Source organism: Ramlibacter sp. (assembly GCF_035627355.1).
Classification (GTDB): domain Bacteria; phylum Pseudomonadota; class Gammaproteobacteria; order Burkholderiales; family Burkholderiaceae_C; genus Ramlibacter.
This window is the reverse complement of sequence record NZ_DASPLW010000050.1, coordinates 116,557-138,176: the sequence shown is the minus strand read 5'-3', so window position 1 is coordinate 138,176 and position 21,620 is coordinate 116,557. Positions and strand designations below refer to the sequence as shown.

Here is a 21,620-nt window from a genome sequence, read left to right as displayed (position 1 = left end):
GGGCCGCCGAGTCGGCCCCATCCTACGGGCCATTACCGCGGAGACGACACATGCATTCCCATGACGACGCGCCCGCGCGGGCGCTGAGGCAGGAGCTCCAGGCCCGGGCCAGCCAGGCTGTGCTCGAGCGGGTGTCCCGCGACAGCGAGCGCAAGGACATCTTCATCGCCACCGTTGCGCACGAGCTGCGCAACATGATGGCGCCGCTGGATGCCGCGCTGGAGATCTTGGAGCGCGGCCAGTCCGACCCCGAGCTGGTGCGCCGGGCCCTGCCGGTGGCGCGGCGGCAGGTGCGGCACATCTGCCACCTGGTCGACGACCTGCTGGACATCGGCCGCATCGTCAACGAGCAGGTGCTGCTCGACCGCACGCCGCTGATGCTGCAGCAGCTGCTCGACGAGAGCATCGCGGCCTGCGGGCCCATGCTCGCCGAGCGGAACCAGCAGCTCACCACCCGCATCTGCCCGGAGCCGGCCTGGATCCGCGGCGACGCCCTGCGCTGGGCCCAGATCACCACCAACCTGCTGCACAACGCCTGCAAGTTCACCGGCTCCGGCGGTGCCATCCACGTGAGCCTGGAAGTCGACGAGGACACGCGCCATGCCGAGCTGCGCGTGGCCGACAACGGCTGCGGCATCGCCCGCGGCGACCTCGAGGCCATCTTCGGCATCTTCCGGCGCGAGCGCCGCACCCGCGCGCGCCCCGGCCTGGGCATAGGCCTTGCCGTGGTGCGCCGCCTGGTGGAGCTGCACGGCGGCACCATCCACGCCGAGAGCCCCGGCCCCGAGCGCGGCGCCACCTTCGTGGTGCGCGTGCCGCTCATGTCCCGCGCGCCGCGCGCGGCGGTGCATGGCATCCGCGTCGGTTCGCGGCCGCTGAGTTCCTGACGCCGGGCCAGGCCGGCCGGCCCCGCCCCAGAATCGGGGCATGCCCACACCCACACTCCACAGCGAGCTGCGTGCCGGCGGCGTGCTCGTCCTCACCCTGAACCGACCCGAGCGCCTGAACGCGATCGACGACGCGCTGGCGCGCGCACTGCTGGCGGCCCTGCAGGCGGCCGGCAGCAACGCGGCCGTGCGCGCCGTGCTGCTGTGCGGGGCCGGGCGCGCCTTCTGCGCCGGCCGCGACACCGGCGCGCCGCCCGGCGAGGACGACCTGGTGCTGGTGCAGGCGGTCGCGCAGGCGCTGGTGCGCCTGCCGCAGCCCGTGGTGGTGGCCGTGCAGGGCTGGGCGGTCGGCGCCGGACTGGAGTGGATGCTGGACGCCGACCTCGTCGTGGCCGCCGAGGACGCGCGCTTCAAGCTGCCCGAAGCCTCGCTCGGCGTCTTCGTGACCGGCGGCCTGACCGCCACGCTGGCGGCCGCCGTCGGCCTGCCCCGCGCGCGGGCGCTGATGCTGCTGGGCGAGCCCTTCACCGCGCAGCAGGCCCATGCCTGGGGGCTGGTCTGGCAGCTCGCGCCGGCCGCGCGGCTGGAGGCGCAGGCCCTGGCCGTCGCCGAGCGGCTGGCGGCGCTGGAACCGCGCGTGGCGCAAGGCTTCAAGCGCGTGCTCAACCAGGTGGGCCTGGCCGGCTTCGAAGCCGCCGTCGCGCTGGAGAACGATGTGCAGCGGGAACTGATGGCCGCACTCGCACCGCAGCGGCCCGCCTGAATCGCCGATCGCGGCGCCGTCCTGCCCCGCCGCCGCAGCTTCATTGCTATAAGGACCTGCGGGCGCCCGGTGCAGCCCCGTGGTGGCTGCCGGGCGCACTCCCGGGGAGCGCGTATGGACCACTACGTTCTGCAGGTGCCGCTGATCGGCCCGCGGCTGGGCTCCGACGGCCGGCCGTTCATCTCGCCCGGCTCCTCCGGCGACAGGCCGCTGCGCGGCTCCATGGCCTGCTGGCACGCGGCGGCCTGCATGGTGTCCAGCTACTACCGCGGCGTGCCCCGCACCAGCCTGCCGCCGCCCTGGCCGCAGGAGCAGCCGCTGGACGGGCAGGCGGTGTCCGTGCTCGCGCGACGGGAGGGCCTGCAGCCGGTGCAGACGCCGCCGGACGGACTGACTGCCGACAACGTGCTCGCGCTGCTGCGCACCTACGGGCCGTTGTGGGTCGCGGGCCGGTACATGGAGGACCAGCCCGGTGCCCGCCATGCCGTCGTGATCACCGGCGTGTCGGGCGATTCGGTGCTCTACAACGATCCGGCGGAGCCCCGCTGCAAGCGGCGCGGCTGGCCCTGGATCTGGGGCAACCTGCTGCCGCTGCCGGTGGCACTGCTGGCCGGGGACACCTCGCGGCCCTGAGGACGATCCGTGGGCGGTCGCTGTTTGACGCCCCTGCCGCGCGTGCCCATGATGGCGCACCATGACGGACATCGACCTCGACCGGCTGCAGGCGCTGCTGCAGCCCCTCTTGCCCGGCCTGATGGGCGTGCGGCTGCTGGAGGTCACGCACGACCGCGTCCGGGCCGAGATGGCGGTGCGGCCGGACCTGTGCACCGCGGGCGGCATCCTGCATGGCGGTGCCCACATGGCTTTCGCGGACACGCTGGGCGCGGTCGGCACGGTGGTGAACCTGCCGCCGGGCAAGATCACGACGACCACCGACTCGAGCACCAAGTTCATCGCCGGTGCCAAGGTGGGCAGCACGGTGCGCGGCGAATGCTTGGCGCTGCACCGCGGCCGCACCACGCTGGTGTGGCAGACCTCCGTCACCAGCGAAGCGGGAAAGCTGTGCGCCGTGGTGACGCAGACGCAGCTGGTGCTGGACGCGCCCGCCTGACGGGGCGCGCCGCCATCACACGGCAGCGGCCGGCCCAAGGCCGAGCCAGCCCGAAGGAGCCAGCGGACACGGCTGTCGACCTACACGGGCGCCGCTGGCCGCTTCCTAGGATGGGATGCCTCAACCAAGGCCTCTCATGTCCACCAGCAGTACCCCCGCCGCAGGGCCCCATGCGGCCCGCAGGATCTCCATCGTCTGTTCGATCGCGGCCCTCGCCGCTGCCCTGGCTGCCTGCGGCGGCGGCGGAGGCAGCACAGGCCCGGTCGACACCCTTGCCACAGGAGCGACCGTGAATGCCATGGGCCCCGGCTCCACCACCCCCTCGCAGACCTGGGTCGCCGGACCGGCCGCCCAGGTGAACCCTGAAGCCGCGGGGCAGCAATCCCTGCTGGCGATCGGCACGGCCGGCGCAGGGCACGGCATCGCCTGGCTCTCGCAGGATCCCGGAGGCGGTTCCGCCACCGTGCACATGCGGCGCTTCGACGCGCAAGGCCAGGGTCTCGGCGACGGCTTCGACACGCCCGTGGATGCCAGCCTGGGGCGGCCCGCGGCGGCGGTGCTGGCCGACGGCGGCTTCGTGGTGGCCGCCGCGGTCTCCGGGCCAGCCTCGGTCGACGAGCCCTGGGTGACCCGCTCGGCCATCCGGGTGCAGCGCTTCGACGCCGACGGCCAGGTCGTGGCCGACGTCGATGCCGGCGCGGTGCTGCAGAACCGCATCGGCGCCACCACCATGCGCTACGTCACCGACCCCGCCCTGGTGCGCTGGGCCGACGGCAGCTTCCTGCTGGGCTGGGCGCTGGTCGAGGAAGACGCCAGCGGCCGCCGGCCGCAGTTCTGGGTACAGCACTTCGACGCCGCGGGCCAGCCGGTGGGCACCGCGGAGCAGGCCGCGACGGGCGAGTTGAACGCCACCTTCGCGCTCACCGCGGCGCCGTCCGGCGGCTGGGTGCTGACGACCTTCCACCGGCTCATGGGCCGCACCGCGCTGCGCTACCACCCGTTCGAAGGCGCCAGCGCGCCCATCCTGCCGGCGGGCGCGGCCGGCATGGCCGAGGGCAGCCTGCTGGTGCCGCTGCAGGGCGGCGGATCGGTGGTGCTGTCGCCGGTCAAGGTGTACGGGTCGCTGCAGATCTACGACGCCGACGGTCGGGCGCAAGGCTATGCCGGCGCCATGCCGACGCCGCCGGTGGCTGCCGCGGCACTGCCCGATGGCGGCTTCGTGGTGATCGCGGGCGATCCGGTCGCGGGGCTGGTGGCCTACCGCTTCGATGCCGACGCGCAGCCGGTCGGCGATCCGGTGCCGGTGGCGGCCGGCATCGACGCCCGCATCGCCGTGCTGGACGGCGGCGGGCTGGTGCTGGCCTGGACGGCGGCCGTCGCCAGCGGCGACACGGACGTCATGGCCCAGCGCCTGCGCTGAACGCGCACCGTCCCTAGAATCGCGCCTTCTGCAGGGCGCCGCCTCACGCGGCGCCCTTTCTGTTTCATGTCCCTGTACCGCCTGATCGGCCAGTTCCTGCGCCGCCACTGGGTCGCCTATGCCGCCTCGGCCGTGATGCTGGTGGGCATCGCGCTGCTGATCGTGTGGATCCCGCGCCAGGTCGGACACCTGGTGGACGGGCTGGTGGCCGGCCAGCTCGACCGGGGCCGCCTGCAGCGCGAACTGGCCTGGCTGGTCGGCGCCGGCGTGGTCGTCTACGTGCTGCGCGTGGGCTGGCGGCTGCAGCTGTATGCGGCCGCTTATCGCCTCGGCGTGGAGCTGCGCCAGCGGCTGTACCAGCGCCTGTCGCTGCAGGGGCCGGCCTTCTACCAGGACCGCCGCACCGGCAACCTGATGGCGCTGGGGACCAATGACATCGACGCGGTCGAGATGGCGGCCGGCGAAGCCATGCTGGCCGGCTTCGACGGCACGCTGACGCTGGTGCTGGTGGTCGCCATGATGGCGCTGGGCGTCGACGCACGTCTGGCCGCCTTCGCGCTGCTGCCCTTCCCGCTGATGGCGCTGGCCTTCTGGCTGATCTCGCGCCGCGTGCACGACGCTTCCCGGCTGTCGCTGGAGCGCTTCGGGGCGCTCAACGACCAGGTGCAGGAGACCCTGGCGGGCGTGCGCACGGTGCGCGCACTCGGCCTGCAGGCACGCAGCCGGGAGCAGTTCTCCGCGCTCGCGGCCGGCGCTGCCGACGCCAGCTTCGCCGCCCAGAAATGGGAGGCCGCCTACGAACCGGCGGTCGGCCTCACGCTCGCCACGGCGATGGCCCTGGTGCTGGGCGCCGGCGGCTGGCTGGTGTGGACCGGCGAACTCACGGTCGGGCAGCTCACCAGCTTCAGCCTGTACCTGGGCCAGCTGATCTGGCCGATGTTCGCCGCCGGCTGGGTGCTGTCGCTGCTGGAGCGCGGCAAGGCCGCCTGGTCGCGGCTGCAGCCGGTGCTGGATGCGCCGCTGACCGTGGAGGACCACGGCACCGTGGCGAAGGTCGAGCCCGGGCTGCTGACGGCACAGACCGTGACGTTCCACTACCCCGGCCAGACGCGGTCGGCGCTGGATCGCGTGTCGCTGCACCTGCCGCCCGGACGCACGCTGGGCCTGGTCGGGCCGACCGGCGCCGGCAAGACGACGCTGCTGCGCCTACTGCTGCGCCACCATGCACCCGATGCCGGCTCGCTGCAGTGGAACGGGCTGGACCTGCAGGACTACACGCTGGACGCGCTGCGCGGCGCCATCGCCTGGGTGCCGCAGGAAGCCTTTTTGTTTTCGGCCACGGTCGCGGACAACATCGCGCTGGTCCGGCCGCAGGCCGACCGGGCGGCGATCGAGCAGGCCGCCCGCCTGGCCGCCGTGCACGAGGACATCCTGCGGCTGCCGCAGGGCTACGACACGCCGGTAGGCGAGCGCGGCGTGACGCTGTCCGGCGGCCAGCGCCAGCGGGTGGCGATCGCCCGCGCCCTGCTGGCCGACGCGCCGCTGCTGCTGCTGGACGACGCGCTGTCGGCCGTGGACACCGGCACCGAAGCGCGCATCCTGGCGCACCTGCGCGAAGCGCGCGTGGGCCGCACGGTGGTCATCGCCAGCCACCGCCTGAGCGCGGTGGCCGATGCCGACCACATCCTGGTGCTGCGCGACGGACACGTCGCCGAGGCAGGCGACCACGCCAGCCTGCTCGCCGCGGACGGCTGGTACGCGCGCCAGTGGCGCTACCAGCAACTCGAAGCCAGCCTCGATGCCGACTGAAGCCTCCCTCCCCTCCACCGCCGAGCCCGCGCGCGAGCAGGCCCGCCGCCAGCTGTTCGGCGACGCCGCCGCGCTGCTGGTGCGCGCCGCCGCACCGGAACGGCGGCAGCTGCTGCACGCCACCGGCTGGCTGGTGCTGGCCGCCGGGCTGGAGGCGCTCGGCCCGCTGGCCGGCAAGTACCTGATCGACGGCTACCTGCTGCCGCGCCACGCGCAGTGGCTGGAGATCGCCGCGCTGCTGCTTGGCGCCCTGTTCGCCGGCTGGCTGTCGAGCTGGCTGCGCTACGGCCAGATCGTGCGGCTGGCGGGGCTGGCCATGCGCTCGGTACAGCGGGTGCGCGAGGAGGCCTACGGCCACGTGCTGCGCCTGCCCATGGCCTTCTTCGACCGCGCCATCACGGGCCAGCTGGTCAGCCGGGTCACCAACGACACCGAGGCGGTCAAGCAGCTGTACGTGCAGGTGCTGTTCGTGATGCTGGACAGCGTGATCGTGCTGGCCGGGGCGATGGTGGCCATGCTGTGGCTGGACTGGCGCCTGATGCTGATCGTCGCCACCCTGGCGCCGGCCGTGGCGCTGATCGTCGCCAGCTACCAGCGGCTGTCGGCGCCGGCGGTGGCGCGCACGCGCGAGCTGCGCAGCGAGCTGAATGCACAAATGGCCGAGGCGATCTCGGGCATGCCGGTGCTGCAGGCGAGCAACGCCGGCGCGCGCTTCGGGGCCCGCTTCGCCGCCCTGAACGAAGCGCACTACCAGTCGCGCAGGCTGGAACTGCGTGCCAACGCCTGGCTGCTGCGGCCGGTGCTGGACCTGTTGAGCGTGGCGCTGCTGGCCGGCCTGATCGCGGCCTTCGGGCTGCGCAGCCAGGGCGGCGCACTGGGCACGGCCGAGGTGGGCGTGCTCTATGCCTTCATCGGCTACCTGTCGCGCGTGGTCGAACCGCTGATCCAGATCACCATGCAGTTCGCGCAGCTCCAGCAGGCGCTGGTGGGCGCCGCGCGCGTGCACGCGCTGCTGCGCGAGGCGCCGGCGGCGGCCGCCGGCGGGCCCGCCAGGGTGACGGCCGGCGCGATCGATGTCGCCGCGCTGGACTTCGCCTACCAACCTGGCCACCCGGTGCTGCATGGCGTCGACCTGCACGTGCCGGCCGGCGGCTTCTTCGGCATCGTCGGCCACACCGGCAGCGGCAAGACGACGCTGCTGTCGCTGCTGCTGCGCTTCTACCCGGCGCCGGCCGGCCGCATCCGCATTGACGGGGCGCCGCTGGAGTCCTTCGGCGAGGACCACTTCCGCGAGCGCATCGGGCTGGTGCCGCAGGAGCCCTTCCTGCTGGCCGCCAGCGTGCGCGAGAACATCGCCATGGGGCGGCCCCTGACCGATGCGCAGGTTGAGTCCGCGGCGCGGGCCGCCCACCTGCACGAGCACGTCGCCGCCTTGCCGCAGGGCTACGACACGCCGCTGGGCGAAGGCGGCGCGCGGCTGTCGGTGGGCCAGAAGCAGCTGCTGGCGATCGCCCGGGCGCTGGCGGGCGAGCCGCGCATCCTGTTCCTGGACGAAGCCACGGCGCACATCGACTCCGGCACCGAGCAGGCGGTACAGCGTGCGCTGGTCGCGCTGCACGGGCGGGTCACGGTGGTGGCCATCGCACACCGGCTGTCCACCGTGCGCGGCGCCGACCGCATCGTGGTGCTGAACCACGGGCGCGTGGCCGAAGCGGGCACGCACGAGGCGCTGATGGCGCGCGAGGGCGGGATCTACCAGCGCATGTACCTGCTGCAACAGATGCAGGAGGATCCGGCGGAACCCGCCTGAGGATCAGGGGTGGCCTTGCGCGCTCAGAGCCAGCAGCCGCCCCGCCACCTGCTCCAGCCCCACGATCTCCTGCGCCGCACCGAGCGCGATCGCCTGGCGCGGCATGCCGAACACCACGCTGCTGGCCTCGTCCTGGGCCAAGGTGGTGGCGCCGCTGCGGCGCAGTTCCAGCATGGCCTCGGCACCGTCGGCGCCCATGCCGGTGAGGATGAGCGCGGTGCAGCGCGGCCCGGCCGCCTGCGCCAGCGAACGGAACAGCGTGTCCACCGACGGCCGGTGGCGATTCACCGGCGGCTCGTCGCTCAGCCGCAGGCGGTAGCCGGTGGCGCTGCGCTGCACGACGAGGTGGCGTCCGCCGGGCGCGACGTAGACGCCGCCCTCGCACGCCTCCTCGCCGTCCTTCGCCTCGCGCACGTTCAGCTCGCAACTGGCGTCCAGCCGGCGCGCGAAGGTCTCGGTGAAGCCGGGCAGCATGTGCTGCGCGATCACGATCGGCGGCATCGCCGCCGGCAGCGCGGTGAGTATGTGGCGCAGGGCCTCGACGCCGCCGGTGGAGGCACCGATGCCGATGATGCGGCCGCTGGCGGGACGCGCCGCCGCCGGCCGGAGCGCCACCGGGCCCGCGCTCGCGGGCCGGCTTTCGGCCGGCGCCCAGCCGTGGCGGCCGACGCGGGCCTGCGCCGCCGCGCGGATCTTCTCGGCGATGCCGGGACCGACCGCGTCCAGCGCCTCCAGCGAGGCCGGCTTGGGGAAGAAGTCCACCGCGCCCAGCTCCAGCGCCCGCAGCGTGGCCTCGGCGCCCTGCTGCGTCAGCGAGGACACCATCACCACCGGCAACGGCCGCACGGCCATCAGCTTGCGCAGGAACTCCAGCCCGTTCATGCGCGGCATCTCCACGTCCAGCGTGATCACGTCGGGCGGCGAGCGGCGGATGCGGTCGATCGCGAGCAGCGGATCGGAGGCGACGCCGGCCAATTCCATGTCGGGCTGGGAGCCGACCACGCGCCCCAGGAAGGCGCGCATCACGGCCGAATCGTCGATGACCAGGACGCGGATCATCGCGGCGGTGCGAACAGTTCGATCTCGCCGCCACCCTGCTCGCGCGACAGCCGCGCCAGGTAGGCGCGCTCCTCGCGCTGCAGCGCGTCGCCGGACTGCAGGTGCAGCTTGCGCATCTGCACCTTGCCGGTGTCGGGGAAGAAGTGGATCTTGCGCGGCGACACGCCCAGCAGGTCCTGCGCCAGCACGCGGATGTTCTCCTCGCGCAGGAACTCCAGCACGAACTTGCTATTGAGCGCGCCCACGTCCAGGGTCTCGAAGCCCTGCAGCACGCGGGCGCCGCCGAACACCTTGGCCACCAGCCGGCGGCGATCGGCGCCGACGTGGACCATCTCGTTGATCAGCACCTCCATCGCATACACGCCCAGGCGGCCGGACACTTCCCAGGGCGAAGGCGTGGCCCCTGGCTGGCCGGGCAGCATGAAGTGGTTCATGCCGCCGATCCGCTGCACCGGGTCCCACAGGCAGGTGGACACGCAGGAGCCCAGCACGGTGGAGATCGACCCCGGTCCGCGGCCGGCGTGGTACTGGCCGGGCAGGATCTTGACCGACTCGACCTTGAAGTCGCGGTCGAAGTAGCGCTGCGGCTTCTCTGTCACGGCAACCCCAGGGAGCGCCCCACCAGGCAAGGCGCCAAAGATGACATGGCCCGGATCAGGGCCACCGCGGAACCGGCTTTGCCGGGCCGCTGGTGGCGCCCCCTTGAGGGGGGAGCGCCGAAGGCGCTTCGGGGGTGGGCCTTCATCCGGTGAATTCGTAGGCGGTGCGTCCGCAGGCGCGGAAGCCGGGGTGGCCGGCCGGGAAGCTCTCGGCATGGCCCACGGCCAGCAGCGCACCGGGGCGCAGCAGCGCCGCGAAGCGGCCGAGCAGGCGCTTCTGCGCGTCGCGGTCGAAATAGATCACCACGTTGCGGCAGAAGATGGCGTCGAAGCTGCCCAGTGCCGGCCAGGCCGGGGCCAGCAGGTTGAGCTGGGCGAAGCTCACCATCGGCCGCAGCTCGGGCCGCACGTTCACGCGCCCGGCGTTCGGGCCGACGCCGCGCAGGAAGTGCGCGCGCAGCCGGTCGGGCGGCAGGTGCGCCGCGCGCTCGTGCGGATAGACGCCGGCCACGCCGGTGTCCAGCGCGTCGGTGTCGATGTCGGTGGCCAGCACCTCGGCCGGGCAATCGGCCTCGCGCAACGTCATCGCGATCGACCAGGCTTCCTCGCCGGTAGAGCAGGCCGAGCACCACACGCGCATCGGTTCGCGCCGTTGCGTGCGGTGCCGCAGCGCCCGTTCGCGCAGCAGCTCGAAGTGGTGCGGCTCGCGGAAGAAGGCGGTGAGGTTGGTGGTGAGGGCGTTGACGAAGTCCTCGCGCTCGCCGGCGCGGTCGTCCTGCACCAGCTGCAGGTACTCGGCGAAGCTGCCCAGGCCGCGGGCGCGCAGCCGGCGCGACAGCCGGTTGTGGACCATGTAGCGCTTGTGCGGGCTGAGCTTGATGCCCGCGTAATCGGCGATCAGGCGGCGCGCGAGTTCGAACTCCGCCTCGCCGAGCAGCCCGGCCTCCTCCACCGACATGCCGGGTCCTAGAACTCTTCCCAGTCGCCGCCCGATGCGGAGCCCTTGCGCGTGGCCGGGGCGATGGCGGCGGCATAGGCCGGCGGCAACGCGTTGGCCTGCGGCGCGCGGACGCGGATCGGCGGCGGCGCGGCCGGCGGCTCGGGCGCGCGCGGCGCCGGCTGCACCGGCGTGTAGGCCGGTGTCGGCGCCGGCGCGCCGCTGCCCTGGCTGAAGCGCGAGACCAGCGCCAGCAGCGCGTCGGCCTGGTCCTTCAGCGACTCGGTGGCGGCGGCCGCTTCCTCGACCAGCGAGGCGTTCTGCTGCACCACCCGCTCCATCTGGGCGACGGCGTCGTTGACCTGGCCGATGCCGGCGCTCTGCTCCTGGCTGGCGGCGGCGATCTCGGCGATCAGGCCGCTGACCTTCTGCACCGACATCACCACGCCGACCATGGTGTGGCCGGCGGCATCGACGCGGGTCGAGCCGGCCTGCACCTTCTGCTCGGAGTCGGCGATCAGCCCCTTGATCTCCTTGGCGGCGGCGGTGGTCCGGTGCGCCAGGTTGCGCACCTCGGCGGCCACCACGGCGAAGCCGCGCCCCTGCTCGCCGGCCCGCGCGGCTTCCACCGCGGCGTTGAGCGCCAGGATGTTGGTCTGGAAGGCGATGCCGTCGATCACGCCGATGATGTCGCCGATGCGGCGCGAGGCGTCCAGGATGTCGTCCATGGTGCGCACCACGTCGTCCACGGCCTCGCCGCCCTTGCGCGCGGTGTCGGCCGCCTCGGCCGCCAGCTTGCTGGCCTGGCGCGCGTTCTCGGCGTTGTTGGCGACGGTGGAGGTCAGCTCCTCCATCGAGCTGGCGGTCTCCTCCAGCGTGCTGGCCTGCTCCTCGGTGCGCTGCGACAGGTCCAGGTTGCCCTGGGCGATCTGCGAACTGGTGTCGGCCACCGCACCGGCGCTGCGGGTGACCTCGCCGACCAGCTTGCGCAGGCCCACGACCATCTCCTGCAGGCCGCTCAGCATCTTCTGCGTCTCGCCGTGCGAGCTGACTTCCACGTCGGCGTCCAGATCGCCCTTGGCCACCCGCTCGATCACCTCGGCGGCGCCGCGGATGGAGCGCAGGATGCTGCGGCGGACTTCCACCCGCACCCACAGGCCGATGGCGCCCGAAAGCGCGATCACCAGCCCCATCAGGAGCGCGATGGCGTTCGTGTCCAGCGAGAGCGCGGGTCCGAACAGGCCGATGCCGGCCACGGCCAGCAGTGAGACGATCTGGACCACGACCAGGCCATTGAGCTTGGCCCCGACGGAGATACGGGCGGAAAGCATCGCCAAGTCCTTCAGAGTTCCTGCCAGTTGCTGTCGGTGGGCGGCTCCTGCCGCATGCGGCTGGCCAGCCCGGCATAGGCCCGCGGCAGCGCGGGCTTGGGCGCACGCACCCGGATCGGCGGCGGCGCGGCCTGGGCGGGCGCCGCCGGCGGCGGCCGCAGGGGCTCGAACGATGTGGCGGCCTGTCCCTCGCCGATCTTGAAGCGCGATATCGACTGCAGCAGCGCGTTGGCCTGCTCCTTGAGCGACTCGGTGGCGGCCGTGGCCTCTTCCACCAGCGACGCGTTCTGCTGCACCACCTGCTCCATCTGGGCCACGGCGGTGTTGACCTGGCCGATGCCGGAGCTCTGCTCCTGGCTGGCAGCGGCGATCTCGGCGATCAGGGCGCTGACTTGCCGCACCGAGTCGACGATCTCCTGCATGGTGCGGCCGGCGGCGTCGACCTGGCGGGTGCCGGCATCGACCCTCTGCACCGAGTCGCCGATCAGGCCCTTGATCTCCTTGGCGGCGGCCGCGCTGCGCTGGGCCAGCCCGCGCACTTCGGCGGCCACCACCGCGAAGCCGCGGCCCTGCTCGCCGGCGCGCGCGGCTTCCACCGCCGCATTGAGCGCCAGGATGTTGGTCTGGAACGCGATGCCGTCGATGACGCCGATGATGTCGCCGATGCGGCGCGAGGAGTCGGCGATCTCGTTCATGGTGGCGACCACCTGCGACACCGCCTCGCCGCCCTTGCGCGCCACCTCGGACGCGCCGGCGGCCAGCTGGCTGGCCTGGCGGGCGTTGTCGGCGTTGTGGGCCACGGTGGAGGTCAGCTCCTCCATCGAGCTGGCGGTCTCCTCCAGCGTGCTGGCCTGCTCCTCGGTGCGCTGCGACAGGTCCAGGTGGCCCTGCGCGATCTGCGCGCTGGTGTCGGCCACGGTGCGGGCACTGCGCTGCACCTCGCTGGTGAGCGTGCGCAGGCGCGCCGTCATGTCCTCCAGCGCCGCGGCCAGCTTGCGCGTGTGCAGCTGGTCCATGCCCTCGCCGCTGGCGGTGAGGTCGCCGTCGGCCACCCGCCGCACCAGGTGCACCGCATTGCGCAGCGGCCCCACGTTGGCCTCGCGGATCCAGTCGCGGAACTTCCAGGCCAGCACGCAGGCGGCGGCGAACAGGAGGGCCAGCACGCTGCCCGCCTGGACCAGCAGGCGGTTGCTGTCCTCGGCCAGGCGCTCGCTCTCGCGCTGGGCGGCGATCAGCGCCTGGTCGCTCTTGCGCCGCGCCTCGGCGGCCTGCTCGCGCAGCTCGTTCAGGTGCGCCTCGGCGGACGCGCGCAGCGCCGCCGCCTCGCCGGGGTCCAGGTCGGGCGCGTCGGCGCGCTGCGGCGAGCGCTCGAAATCGGCGATCTCGCGGCGCAGGAAATTCTCCTCGCCCTTGAAGCGGCCGGCGGCCATGCCGTGGTCGCGCACCAGGGTCATGGCGGCGTCGGCCTCGGTGCGGACCTGCTGGGTGGCGTAGTAGCCGAATCCGGCAGCGCACGCGGTTGCCAGCAGCAGCGTGCCGATCTGCATGTGCAGCATCGCCTCGGCGGTGAATTTGCTTGCCATGTCTCGATTCCTCAGTGCGTGGCGGCATCGACCAGGGCCATGTCGGCCGAGGTCATCAGTTTCTCGATGTCCAGCAGGATCAGCAGGTCTTCCTCGACGGTCGCCAGCCCGGTGATGTAGCGGGTGTCGAAGGTGGCCGAGGCGAACTCCGGCGTCGGCCGGATCGCCTCCGCCGGCAGGGCCAGCACGTCGGAGACCGAGTCCACGACGACGCCCACCACGCGCGAGGCGACGTTCAGGATGATCACCACCGTGAAGTCGTCGTACTCCGCCTTGTCCAGCCGGAACTTCACCCGCAGGTCCAGGATGGGCACGATCACGCCGCGCAGGTTGATCACGCCCTTGATGAAGGGCGGCGAGTTGGCGATCGCGGTGGGCGGCTCCCAGCCGCGGATCTCCTGCACCTTCAGGATGTCGATCGCGTAGCTCTCGGCACCCAGCCGGAAGGTGAGGAACTCCCGGTTCTGGTCCGGCGCGGCCAGGGCGCCCTCGCCCGGGTTGCGGAAACTGGCGGCTTGTGTCTGCATGGGTTGCGGCTCCTGCTACTGCTGCACTCAGGCATGCGAGGCCTGGCGGCCGCTGCACAGGCGCACCAGGTGGCTCACGTCGAGGATGAGGGCGACCGAACCGTCGCCCATCACGGTGGCGCCCGAGAGGCCCGGCACGCGCCGGAAATTCGCCTCCAGGCTCTTGACCACGATCTGCTGCTGGCCGACCAGTTCGTCGACCACGAGGGCCACGCGGCGGCCCTCGGCTTCGATGATCACGGCGATGGTGTCGCCGCCTCCGGACGGCTGCTGCGGCGGGAACAGTCGCGCCAGGTGCAGCACCGGCAGGTAGTCCTCGCGCACCCGCAGCGTGTCGCCGTGCCCGGGCAGGCCGTGGATCTCGCCCGGCTGCACCTGCAGCGACTCCACCACCGCCGACAGCGGCAGCACGTAGATGGCGTCGCCCACCGACACCGTCATCGCCTCGATGATGGCCAGGGTGAGCGGCACGCTGACCGTGACCGTGGTGCCCCAGCCGGCGGCCGAGGACAGGTCCACGGTGCCGCCCAGGGCCTGGATGTTGCGGCGGACCACGTCCATGCCGACGCCGCGGCCGGACAGCTCGGTCACCTGCTCGGCGGTGGAGAAGCCGGGCATGAACACCAGCTGCCAGACCTGCGCGTCGGTGGCGTCCTCGGGCACCGGGATGCCGCGCCGCGCCGCCTGGGCGAGGATGCGGTTGCGGTCCAGCCCGCGGCCGTCGTCGCTGACCTCGATGACGACGTTGCCCCCGCGCTGGGTGGCGTGCAGGCGCAGCGTGCCCACCGGCGGCTTGCCGGCCTCCATGCGGTGCTCGGGCGTTTCCAGCCCGTGGTCCACCGCGTTGCGCACCAGGTGGGTGAGCGGGTCCGAGATCTTCTCGATCAGGCCGCGGTCCAGTTCGGTGCTCTCGCCGCCGAAGCGCAGTTCCACCCGCTTGCCGAGCCGGGAGCCCAGCTCGTGCACCAGGCGCGGGAAGCGCGAGAACACGTTGGAGATCGGCAGCATGCGGATGGCCAGCACCGCCTCCTGCAGGTTGCGCGTGTGGCGCGACAGGTCGGCCAGGCCGTTCTCGGCGAAGCGGCCGCCGCCGGCGTCCTGCTCCTGCAGGTTGCCGCTGCGGGACAGCATCGCCTCGGTGATGACCAGCTCGCCCACCAGGTTGACCAGCAGGTCGATCTTCTCGGTGGCCACGCGGATGTAGCCGGTGTCGGCCGCGCCCAGCCCGACCGGCTCGGTCAGTTCCGCGAGGGCCTGCTGGGCCGCTGCGGAAGCGGCCGCCACCGGCGCCGGCGCGGGTGGCGTGGTGAGGGCCGCGAACGCGGCCGAAGCCGGGGCCGGGCTCGGGGCGGCAGCCGGTGCCATGGCCTCGGTCGCGGCTGGGGCGGCGGCCACGGGCGCGGCTTCGCGCTTGCGGCGGAACACGTCCGGATCCACGAACAGCTCGTCGCCCAGGTCGGCGCCCGGCAGGGGCGGCGGGCTGGCGCCGGCCGCGACAGGCGACGCCGCAGCGTCACCGGTGCCGGCGGGCTGGCGCGGCTCTATGGTCACCAGCTCCGGCGCGACCAGCAGCAGCAGCACGCTCTGCAGGTCCATCGCCGTGCCTTCGATCTCCACGTCGAAGACCACGCTGCCGCCGGCCACGTTGTCCAGCTGCGTGTCGCCCACGGTGCCCATCTCCGCCAGGCCGGCCAGCATCATCTCCAGCTCGGATTCGGGGATCGCCGCCTCCAGCGGACCCAGTTGCACGCGGAAGGCGCGCCGCACCGGCCCCGCCGTGGCGCCCTGGGCACCGGCGCGCGGGCGAGCCAGCTGGTCGCGCAGCATGGCTTCCACGACCGAGGTCTCGGGCGACTTGTCGGCCAGCCCCCGGTGGCACAGGGCCTGCGCCTGCACCGCATCACCGGCGCGCAGCAGGGCCTCGATGTCGGCCGTCTCCAGCGGCCGCTCCTGCTTGCGCAGCAGGTCCAGCAGGTTCTCCTGCAGGTGGGCCAGCGCCGCCATGTCCTGGCAGCCCAGCATGGCGGCGCTGCCCTTGATCGAGTGCACGGCGCGGAAGATCGCGTTCAGGTCGGCCCCCCAGTCGGCGCCGGGCTGGTCCGGCTGCAGGCGCAGCAGGATGGACTCGATCTGCGCGAGGTGCTCGTGCGTCTCCTCGAAGAAGATCTCGCGGTAGGCGTTGGGGTCGCCGAAGGCGGTGGAGGGCTGCATCCCGGTCACCTCGATTCGATGCGGGCGGCGAAGGTACGCTGGAATGCGAGGGCCACCGCGGAACCGGCTTCGCCGGGCCGCTGGTGGCGCCCCCCCCGGGGGGAGGCGGCCGGAGGCCGCTTCGGGGGGGTCATACGAATTTCCCCACGATGTCCAGCATGCGCTGGGGGTCGAAGGGCTTGGCCATCCAGCCGGTGGCGCCGGCCTCGCGGCCCTTCTGCTTGAGCGCGGGATCGACCTCGGTCGAGAGCACGATCAGCGCCACCGAGTCGTACTGCGCCAGCCGCCGCAGCTCGCGCACCAGCGTCACGCCGTCCATCACGGGCATGTTGTGGTCGGTCACCACCAGGTCGAACTGCCGCTGCTGCGCCAGCTGCAGGGCCTCGGCGCCGTCGCCGGCCTCCGACACCTCGTAGCCGGCGCCGGTGAGCACCGCCGAGACCATCTTGCGCATGGAGCGCGTGTCGTCGACCACCAGGATGGACTTGCCGTTCGTCGTGTTCGTGTTCATTTGCGCGCCGCCCGTTCCGCCTGCTTGCGCCCGCTGGGCAGGAACTTGGCGATGACCTCCAGCAGGCGGTCCTCGTCCAGGGGCTTGGTGAGGTATTCGTCGCAGCCGGCCAGCGAGCCGCGCAGCTTGTCGAACGGCGAGCTGCGGCTGGTGAGCATCACCACCGCGGTCTTCCTGATCGCCTGCTTGTTCGACTTGATCAGCTTGCAGACCTGGTAGCCGTCGATGCCCGGCAGCACCACGTCGAGGAACACGCAGGTGTACTCGTGGGTGCCCGAAAGGCCGATGGCCTCCTCGCCGGTCTCGGCGAAATCGACCTCGAAGCCGAACGGCGCCAGCTTGGCCTGCATGAAGGCGCGCACCGTGGCGTTGTCGTCCACCACCAGCACCGTGTCGCCCATCATCCGGCGGGCGGCGCCGGGGTCGGGCAGCGCCTGCGGCGAGTTGGAGCGGCCGGCGGCCGGCAGGCTGCGTCGCAGCGGGTCGGCCTGAGGCGGCACGAAGGGCGCGCCGTCGTCGCCGGCAGCAACCGCGTCGTCCAGCGCCTGCAGCAGGCGCGCCCACTGCAGCGGGCGCGGCAGCACGGGAAAGTCGGTGCCCTGTGCGCTGCTGCCGATCAGCACCGAGGGCAAGCCGGCGCGCTGGTGCAGCGAGCGGAACTCCTTCATGGCCTCGGGCTTGTCGGCATCCACGAGGTAGACGTCGGGCGTGCGGCCGGCGGTGCCGGGCTCGAATTGCGCGAAGCCGGGATCGCGCCGCGCCGCCAGCGCGAAGATGCTGGCCAGCATCGCGCGCTCCACGTCGTTGAAGCCGATCACGTCGACGAGATAGTGGTCGTTGGGATTCACGTTGCGTTCCTGGTGAGCACGGCCTGCCCGTCCGGCAACCGCCGGGCCGGGTCCTTGGCCAGCAGGGCATCCAGCAGTGGCTGCCACTGCGCCCGCGCGGCCGGCAGCCGCGGGATGGGGGCGAACAGGTGCTGCGCCAGCACCTCCGCCGGCGTCTCGCCGCCGAAGGGCGGGCGGCCGGTGAGCCACTCGTGCAGCAGCACGCCGAGGCTGTAGACATCGGCCGCCGGTGCAGCCGGGGCGCCCTGCGACTGTTCGGGCGCCGCATGGCTGGGCGATCCGACGATGGTGCCGGGGACCGCGGGCCCGGGGCTGCCGGCCGGCACCGCTTCGCCGAAGTCGGCCAGCACCAGCGTGCCGTCGGCACGCAGCAGCAGGTTGGCGGGCTTGAGGTCTCGGTGCACCCAGCCGCTGCCGTGCAGGTGCGCCAGCGCACCGGCCACCTCGGCCAGCCAGCGGCGCACCTGCGGCTCGTCGAAGCCGCCGTCGGGCGCCGCGCCCAGCGGTCCGCCCTGCGCCCACTCGGTGGCCAGCCACTGGCCCTGCGCGCCGCGGCCGCAGTCCAGCGGCCGCAGCAGGTTGTCGTGGTCGAAGCCGGCAAGCACGCGGTGCTCGCGCGCCAGATCGGCGTCGCGCGACAGCTTGATGGCGGCGATCCGGCCGCGGGCATCGGTGCCGCGGTACACGGTGGAGCGCCGGCCCCGGCCCAGCACCGCCTGCAATTGCCAGGGGCCTGCGCACGCTGGAAACATCGCGGTCATGCCTGCAGCCTGTCCAGGTCGTCCAGCAGTTCGGTGGCGGACGCGTAGCGCTGCTCCGGCTCCTTGGCCATCAGCCGGTCGAGCACAGGCTGCAGGTGCGCGTGCTGCGGCGGCAGCGCGGGCACCGGCGCCTCCACGTGCAGGCGCAGCAGGTCCTGCGTGGTGGTCGCGTGGTAGGGCTTGTTGCCCGTGAGCATCTCGTAGGCGAGCACGCCCAGGCTGTACAGGTCGGCCCGCGTATCCACGCGCCGGCCCTGCGCCTGCTCCGGGCTGAGGTAGTACGGGGTGCCGACCACCTCGCCGGCGCCGGTGTCGGTGATCAGCATCGAGATCTGCTTGGCCACGCCGAAGTCGGTGATCGCGACGATGCCGTCCTGGCGGATCATGATGTTGTCGGGCTTGAGGTCGCGGTGGACGATGTTGGCCTGGTGGATGGCCTCCAGTCCGCCGGCGATCTGGCGCAGGTAGTACAGCGCGATGGCGGGGTCCAGCAGGCGGCGGATGCGGCTGCGCAGGTCGCCCAGCGGGAAGTACTCCATCGCGATGTAGGCGCTGCCGGCCGAGAAGCCCTGGCGGAAGAAGCGCGCCACGTTCGGGTGTTCGATGCCCGCGATCAGCGCGTACTCCTGCAGGAAGCGCTGCAGGCCGGCGTCGCCCTCGGGGCCGTCGATGCGCATCACCTTGAGCACCTGGGTCGGCCCGCCGCCCACCGGCTGCGCCAGGTAGACCGAGGCGTTGCCGCCCTCGCCGATCTTGCGCAGCACGCGGTAGTCCTCGATCAGCAGGTTGCCGTTGCCGACCGGGGCGCCCTCGGTCGCGCGGGCGACCTGCTGGTTGCGCTCCAGGGACTCGCGCAGCATGGCGTAGTGGCTGGGCGGCGTCTTCGAGCCGGCGCGCGGCACCAGGCCGTTGATCTCGGTGAGCTCCAGGTACGAATCGTCCGGCAGGCCGAGGCTGGCGCAGCGGCCGCTCGCCACCCGCGTGCCGGCGGCCAGCCGGGTGCCGGCCGAGGCCACCAGCCCCCAGCGCAGGTCGGCGCCCACGCCTTCGAGCAGGCGCGCGATCTCCACCGCCTCGCCGGCGGCGTGCACCATGCGCTCGGCGTTGTTGGCGCGCGGCGTGACCTCGCCGGCGCCCAGGTGCACGCCGACCGCGATCCACAGCGGCGGGACGCCGGCCGCCTCGAGCTGCGGGCCGATGCGCGCGGCCAGCTGCATCACGTCGTGCACGGTCAGGATCGCCGCATGCAGCCCGCGCTTGGCATGCGTGGGGACGCGGTCTTCCGGCTTGTGCGTGAAGGCGCAGAGGATGGAGTCGGGGCGGCGCTGGGCGATCTCGCCACCGAGCTTCAGGGCTGCCGAGGACAGCGTGCGGCGGACCTCGTTGACGAAGGCGGTGAGCTCCGCGCCGGCCATGGTCGAACAGGCCGACGCGAAATGGTGGACCCGCGCGTACACGAAGGTGCAGATCGCGGCTTCGTCCTCGACCGGTGGCTGGGTGGGCAGGCGGCTTTCCCCGCTACCGGAGAGCTGCGACGGCGTGAACAGGGCATCCAGCGGCGCCGCTTCGGTGGCCGGGAAATCAGCTTCGTCGGGTGTGTAGTGCTCGTGCCCCATCGCTCAGGCGGTCCCGCCTCGGCGAGGGGAACGGAGGGGGGACCTGAGGGGCCGGTACTGCCGTTGGCACTGCATGGTCGGTGGGGAGCGTGGTCACGATGATTGCCACGGACTGTCGGTTGCACTTGGCGGCGTTGTACCTCATCCACAGCGGGGGTGTCACTGGTTGTTACACCCATGGACGGTGCATTGCGCGACGGCCGGTCACGCCGGAGCGACGCGCGGTCCGGCGCTGCGTCGTGCCGACGACACGCGGAGCGCGTGCTGTCGGTGGCGGGCTACGCGCAGCGCCCGCAGGCCCCTACTCCGCGCCCGCTTCGCAAGCCGCAAGGTGAACGCATGTTCCTGTTCTTCTCCAACAAGCTCGGCTGGGTCCGCTCCATCCTGGTGTCCGTCATCGGCACCGTGCTGCTGTTGCTGCTGCTGTCGTTCATCGTCTGATCGCGGCCGGCGACCGGTTCTTGTGCACGGATTCCGGCGTCCTGCACGAACCGGCCCGAATGACCCGAATCCCGCGCAAGCCCATGCGCGGGCCGGCGCTGCACCGCCCGGTATCGATTCGTATACTGACTGGCTTTGCTCGCCGCCGGCCCATGCACCTGTCGCGCCAGAACCTCCTGATCGCCCCCGCCCTCGCCGCTGCGCTCCTGCTGGCCGCCTGCGGCCAGTCCAACAGCCAGAATGCATCCGCCCCGCCGGGCGGCGGCATGCCGCCGCCGGAAGTCGGCGTCGTGACGGTGCAGCTGCACGACATCGGACTGGTCACCGAGTTGCCGGGCCGGCTGGAGGCATCGCGCACGGCGCAGGTGCGCGCGCGCGCGGCCGGCATCGTGCAGGAGCGGCTGTTCCGCGAGGGCAGCGACGTGAAGGCCGGGCAGCCGCTGTTCCGCATCGACGCCTCGCCCTATGAGGCGGCTCTGGCGAGCGCGCAGGCGACGCTGGCGCGCGCACAGGCCAACCTGGGCCAGGCCAAGGCCCTGGCCGAGCGCTACCGGCCGCTGGTGGAGGCCAACGCGATCAGCAAGCAGGAGTACGCCAACGCCGTGGCGGCGCAGAAGGCCGGCGAAGCCGAAGTGGCTGCCGGCGAGGCGGCGGTGAAGAACGCCCGCATCAACCTGGGCTACGCGCAGGTGAACGCGCCGATCTCCGGGCGCATCGGCCGGGCGCTGGTGACCGAAGGCGCGCTGGTCGGGCAAGGCGAAGCCACGCCGCTGGCCCTCATCCAGCAGATCAACCCGCTGTACGTGAACATCACCCAATCCTCCACCGAGGTGCTCAACCTGCGCCGGGCGCTGGAGCTCGGCCGCCTCAAGCGCTCGGGCGCCGACGCCACCCCGGTCAAGGTGGTGCTGGAGGACGGCAGCACCTACGCACAGCCGGGCCGGCTGCTGTTCGCCGACCTGCAGGTCGACCCCGCCACCGGCAACGTCTCGCTGCGCGCCGAAGTGCCCAATGCCCGCGGCCTGCTGCTGCCCGGCATGTACGTGCGGGTGCAACTGGAGCAGGCCACGGCCAGCAATGCCGTGCTGCTGCCGCAGCAGGCGGTGACCCGCTCGCAGCAGGGCGACAGCGTGATGGTGGTCGGGCCCGACGGCAAGGTGGCGCCGCGCCAGGTCAAGGTCGGCGGCTCGCAGAACGGCCAATGGGTGATCCTGGACGGCCTCAAGGCCGGCGAGCAGGTAATGGTGGACGGGTTCCAGAAGCTGCAGCCGGGCAGCCCGGTCAAGCCGGTGCCCTGGAACGACGGCAAGCCCGCTGCATCCGCGCCGGCCGCCCCGGCTGCTTCGGCGCCGGCACCGGCCGCTTCCGCCGCCCGCAACTGACCGGGGCGCCGCCG

19 protein-coding genes are annotated in these 21,620 nt (G+C 72.8%); 8 read left to right on the top strand and 11 right to left on the bottom strand.

Features of this window, described 5'->3' with window-relative positions:
- The first annotated feature begins 50 nt into the window (after window positions 1–50).
- The 7 genes from VEC03_RS13280 to VEC03_RS13250 all read left to right on the top strand — a co-directional run bounded on the left by VEC03_RS13280 (window position 51) and on the right by VEC03_RS13250 (window position 7,800).
- Window positions 51–887 carry a HAMP domain-containing sensor histidine kinase gene (locus VEC03_RS13280; protein ID WP_324915932.1) on the top strand — a complete coding sequence of 279 codons (837 nt, stop codon included), beginning with the start codon at window positions 51–53 and terminating at the stop codon, window positions 885–887.
- A 40-nt stretch (window positions 888–927) separates the two neighbouring features.
- Entirely contained in the window at window positions 928–1,650 is a 723-nt protein-coding gene (locus VEC03_RS13275; protein WP_324915930.1) for an enoyl-CoA hydratase/isomerase family protein, read from the top strand.
- A 114-nt stretch (window positions 1,651–1,764) separates the two neighbouring features.
- Window positions 1,765–2,283, top strand: a complete 519-nt coding sequence (locus VEC03_RS13270; RefSeq protein ID WP_324915929.1) for a papain-like cysteine protease family protein — start codon at window positions 1,765–1,767, stop codon at window positions 2,281–2,283.
- Between the two features lie 61 nt (window positions 2,284–2,344).
- Complete coding sequence (locus VEC03_RS13265) at window positions 2,345–2,761, top strand: PaaI family thioesterase (protein WP_324915927.1); 417 nt, start codon at window positions 2,345–2,347, stop codon at window positions 2,759–2,761.
- A gap of 289 nt (window positions 2,762–3,050) precedes the next feature.
- On the top strand, window positions 3,051–4,181 hold the full coding sequence (locus VEC03_RS13260; RefSeq protein WP_324915925.1) for a hypothetical protein: 1,131 nt from the start codon (window positions 3,051–3,053) through the stop codon (window positions 4,179–4,181).
- 66 nt (window positions 4,182–4,247) lie between these two features.
- The gene (locus VEC03_RS13255) at window positions 4,248–5,990 is read left to right on the top strand and encodes an ATP-binding cassette domain-containing protein (protein ID WP_324915923.1); all 1,743 of its coding nucleotides are present in this window, start codon (window positions 4,248–4,250) and stop codon (window positions 5,988–5,990) included.
- A complete protein-coding gene (locus tag VEC03_RS13250) occupies window positions 5,980–7,800 on the top strand; it encodes an ABC transporter ATP-binding protein (protein WP_324915922.1) in 1,821 nt (606 codons plus the stop codon). Before VEC03_RS13255 ends, VEC03_RS13250 begins: the two co-directional genes overlap by 11 nt.
- A 3-nt stretch (window positions 7,801–7,803) precedes the next feature.
- Here VEC03_RS13250 and VEC03_RS13245 read toward each other — a convergent pair whose 3' ends face one another.
- From VEC03_RS13245 to VEC03_RS13195, 11 genes are all read right to left on the bottom strand, one after another.
- Window positions 7,804–8,859, bottom strand: coding sequence for a chemotaxis response regulator protein-glutamate methylesterase (locus VEC03_RS13245; RefSeq protein ID WP_324915921.1), 1,056 nt, complete (start codon window positions 8,857–8,859; stop codon window positions 7,804–7,806).
- On the bottom strand, window positions 8,856–9,458 hold the full coding sequence (gene cheD / locus VEC03_RS13240; RefSeq protein WP_324915919.1) for a chemoreceptor glutamine deamidase CheD: 603 nt from the start codon (window positions 9,456–9,458) through the stop codon (window positions 8,856–8,858). Before cheD ends, VEC03_RS13245 begins: the two co-directional genes overlap by 4 nt.
- Before the next feature lie 142 nt (window positions 9,459–9,600).
- Window positions 9,601–10,416 (bottom strand): CheR family methyltransferase, encoded by an 816-nt coding sequence (locus tag VEC03_RS13235; RefSeq protein ID WP_324915918.1) that lies wholly within the window; start codon window positions 10,414–10,416, stop codon window positions 9,601–9,603.
- A gap of 8 nt (window positions 10,417–10,424) precedes the next feature.
- Window positions 10,425–11,726, bottom strand: coding sequence for a methyl-accepting chemotaxis protein (locus tag VEC03_RS13230; RefSeq protein WP_324915917.1), 1,302 nt, complete (start codon window positions 11,724–11,726; stop codon window positions 10,425–10,427).
- Window positions 11,727–11,737: 11 nt separating this feature from the next.
- Complete coding sequence (locus VEC03_RS13225; RefSeq protein WP_324915916.1) at window positions 11,738–13,309, bottom strand: methyl-accepting chemotaxis protein; 1,572 nt, start codon at window positions 13,307–13,309, stop codon at window positions 11,738–11,740.
- 11 nt (window positions 13,310–13,320) lie between these two features.
- Window positions 13,321–13,836: a chemotaxis protein CheW gene (locus VEC03_RS13220; RefSeq protein WP_324915914.1), complete on the bottom strand. Its 516-nt coding sequence runs from the start codon at window positions 13,834–13,836 to the stop codon at window positions 13,321–13,323.
- 27 nt (window positions 13,837–13,863) lie between these two features.
- On the bottom strand, window positions 13,864–16,047 hold the full coding sequence (locus tag VEC03_RS13215; RefSeq protein WP_324915913.1) for a chemotaxis protein CheA: 2,184 nt from the start codon (window positions 16,045–16,047) through the stop codon (window positions 13,864–13,866).
- 130 nt (window positions 16,048–16,177) lie between these two features.
- Complete coding sequence (locus VEC03_RS13210) at window positions 16,178–16,558, bottom strand: response regulator (protein ID WP_324915912.1); 381 nt, start codon at window positions 16,556–16,558, stop codon at window positions 16,178–16,180.
- Entirely contained in the window at window positions 16,555–17,406 is an 852-nt protein-coding gene (locus VEC03_RS13205; protein ID WP_324915911.1) for a response regulator, read from the bottom strand. Before VEC03_RS13205 ends, VEC03_RS13210 begins: the two co-directional genes overlap by 4 nt.
- Window positions 17,403–18,167: a serine/threonine-protein kinase gene (locus VEC03_RS13200; protein ID WP_324915909.1), complete on the bottom strand. Its 765-nt coding sequence runs from the start codon at window positions 18,165–18,167 to the stop codon at window positions 17,403–17,405. Before VEC03_RS13200 ends, VEC03_RS13205 begins: the two co-directional genes overlap by 4 nt.
- Complete coding sequence (locus VEC03_RS13195) at window positions 18,164–19,783, bottom strand: serine/threonine-protein kinase (RefSeq protein ID WP_324915908.1); 1,620 nt, start codon at window positions 19,781–19,783, stop codon at window positions 18,164–18,166. The genes VEC03_RS13200 and VEC03_RS13195 overlap by 4 nt, the downstream gene beginning before the upstream one ends.
- A 593-nt stretch (window positions 19,784–20,376) precedes the next feature.
- On the opposite strand from VEC03_RS13195, the gene VEC03_RS13190 reads away from it, so the two are divergent.
- Entirely contained in the window at window positions 20,377–21,606 is a 1,230-nt protein-coding gene (locus VEC03_RS13190; RefSeq protein WP_324915907.1) for an efflux RND transporter periplasmic adaptor subunit, read from the top strand.
- Window positions 21,607–21,620 lie beyond the last annotated feature (14 nt).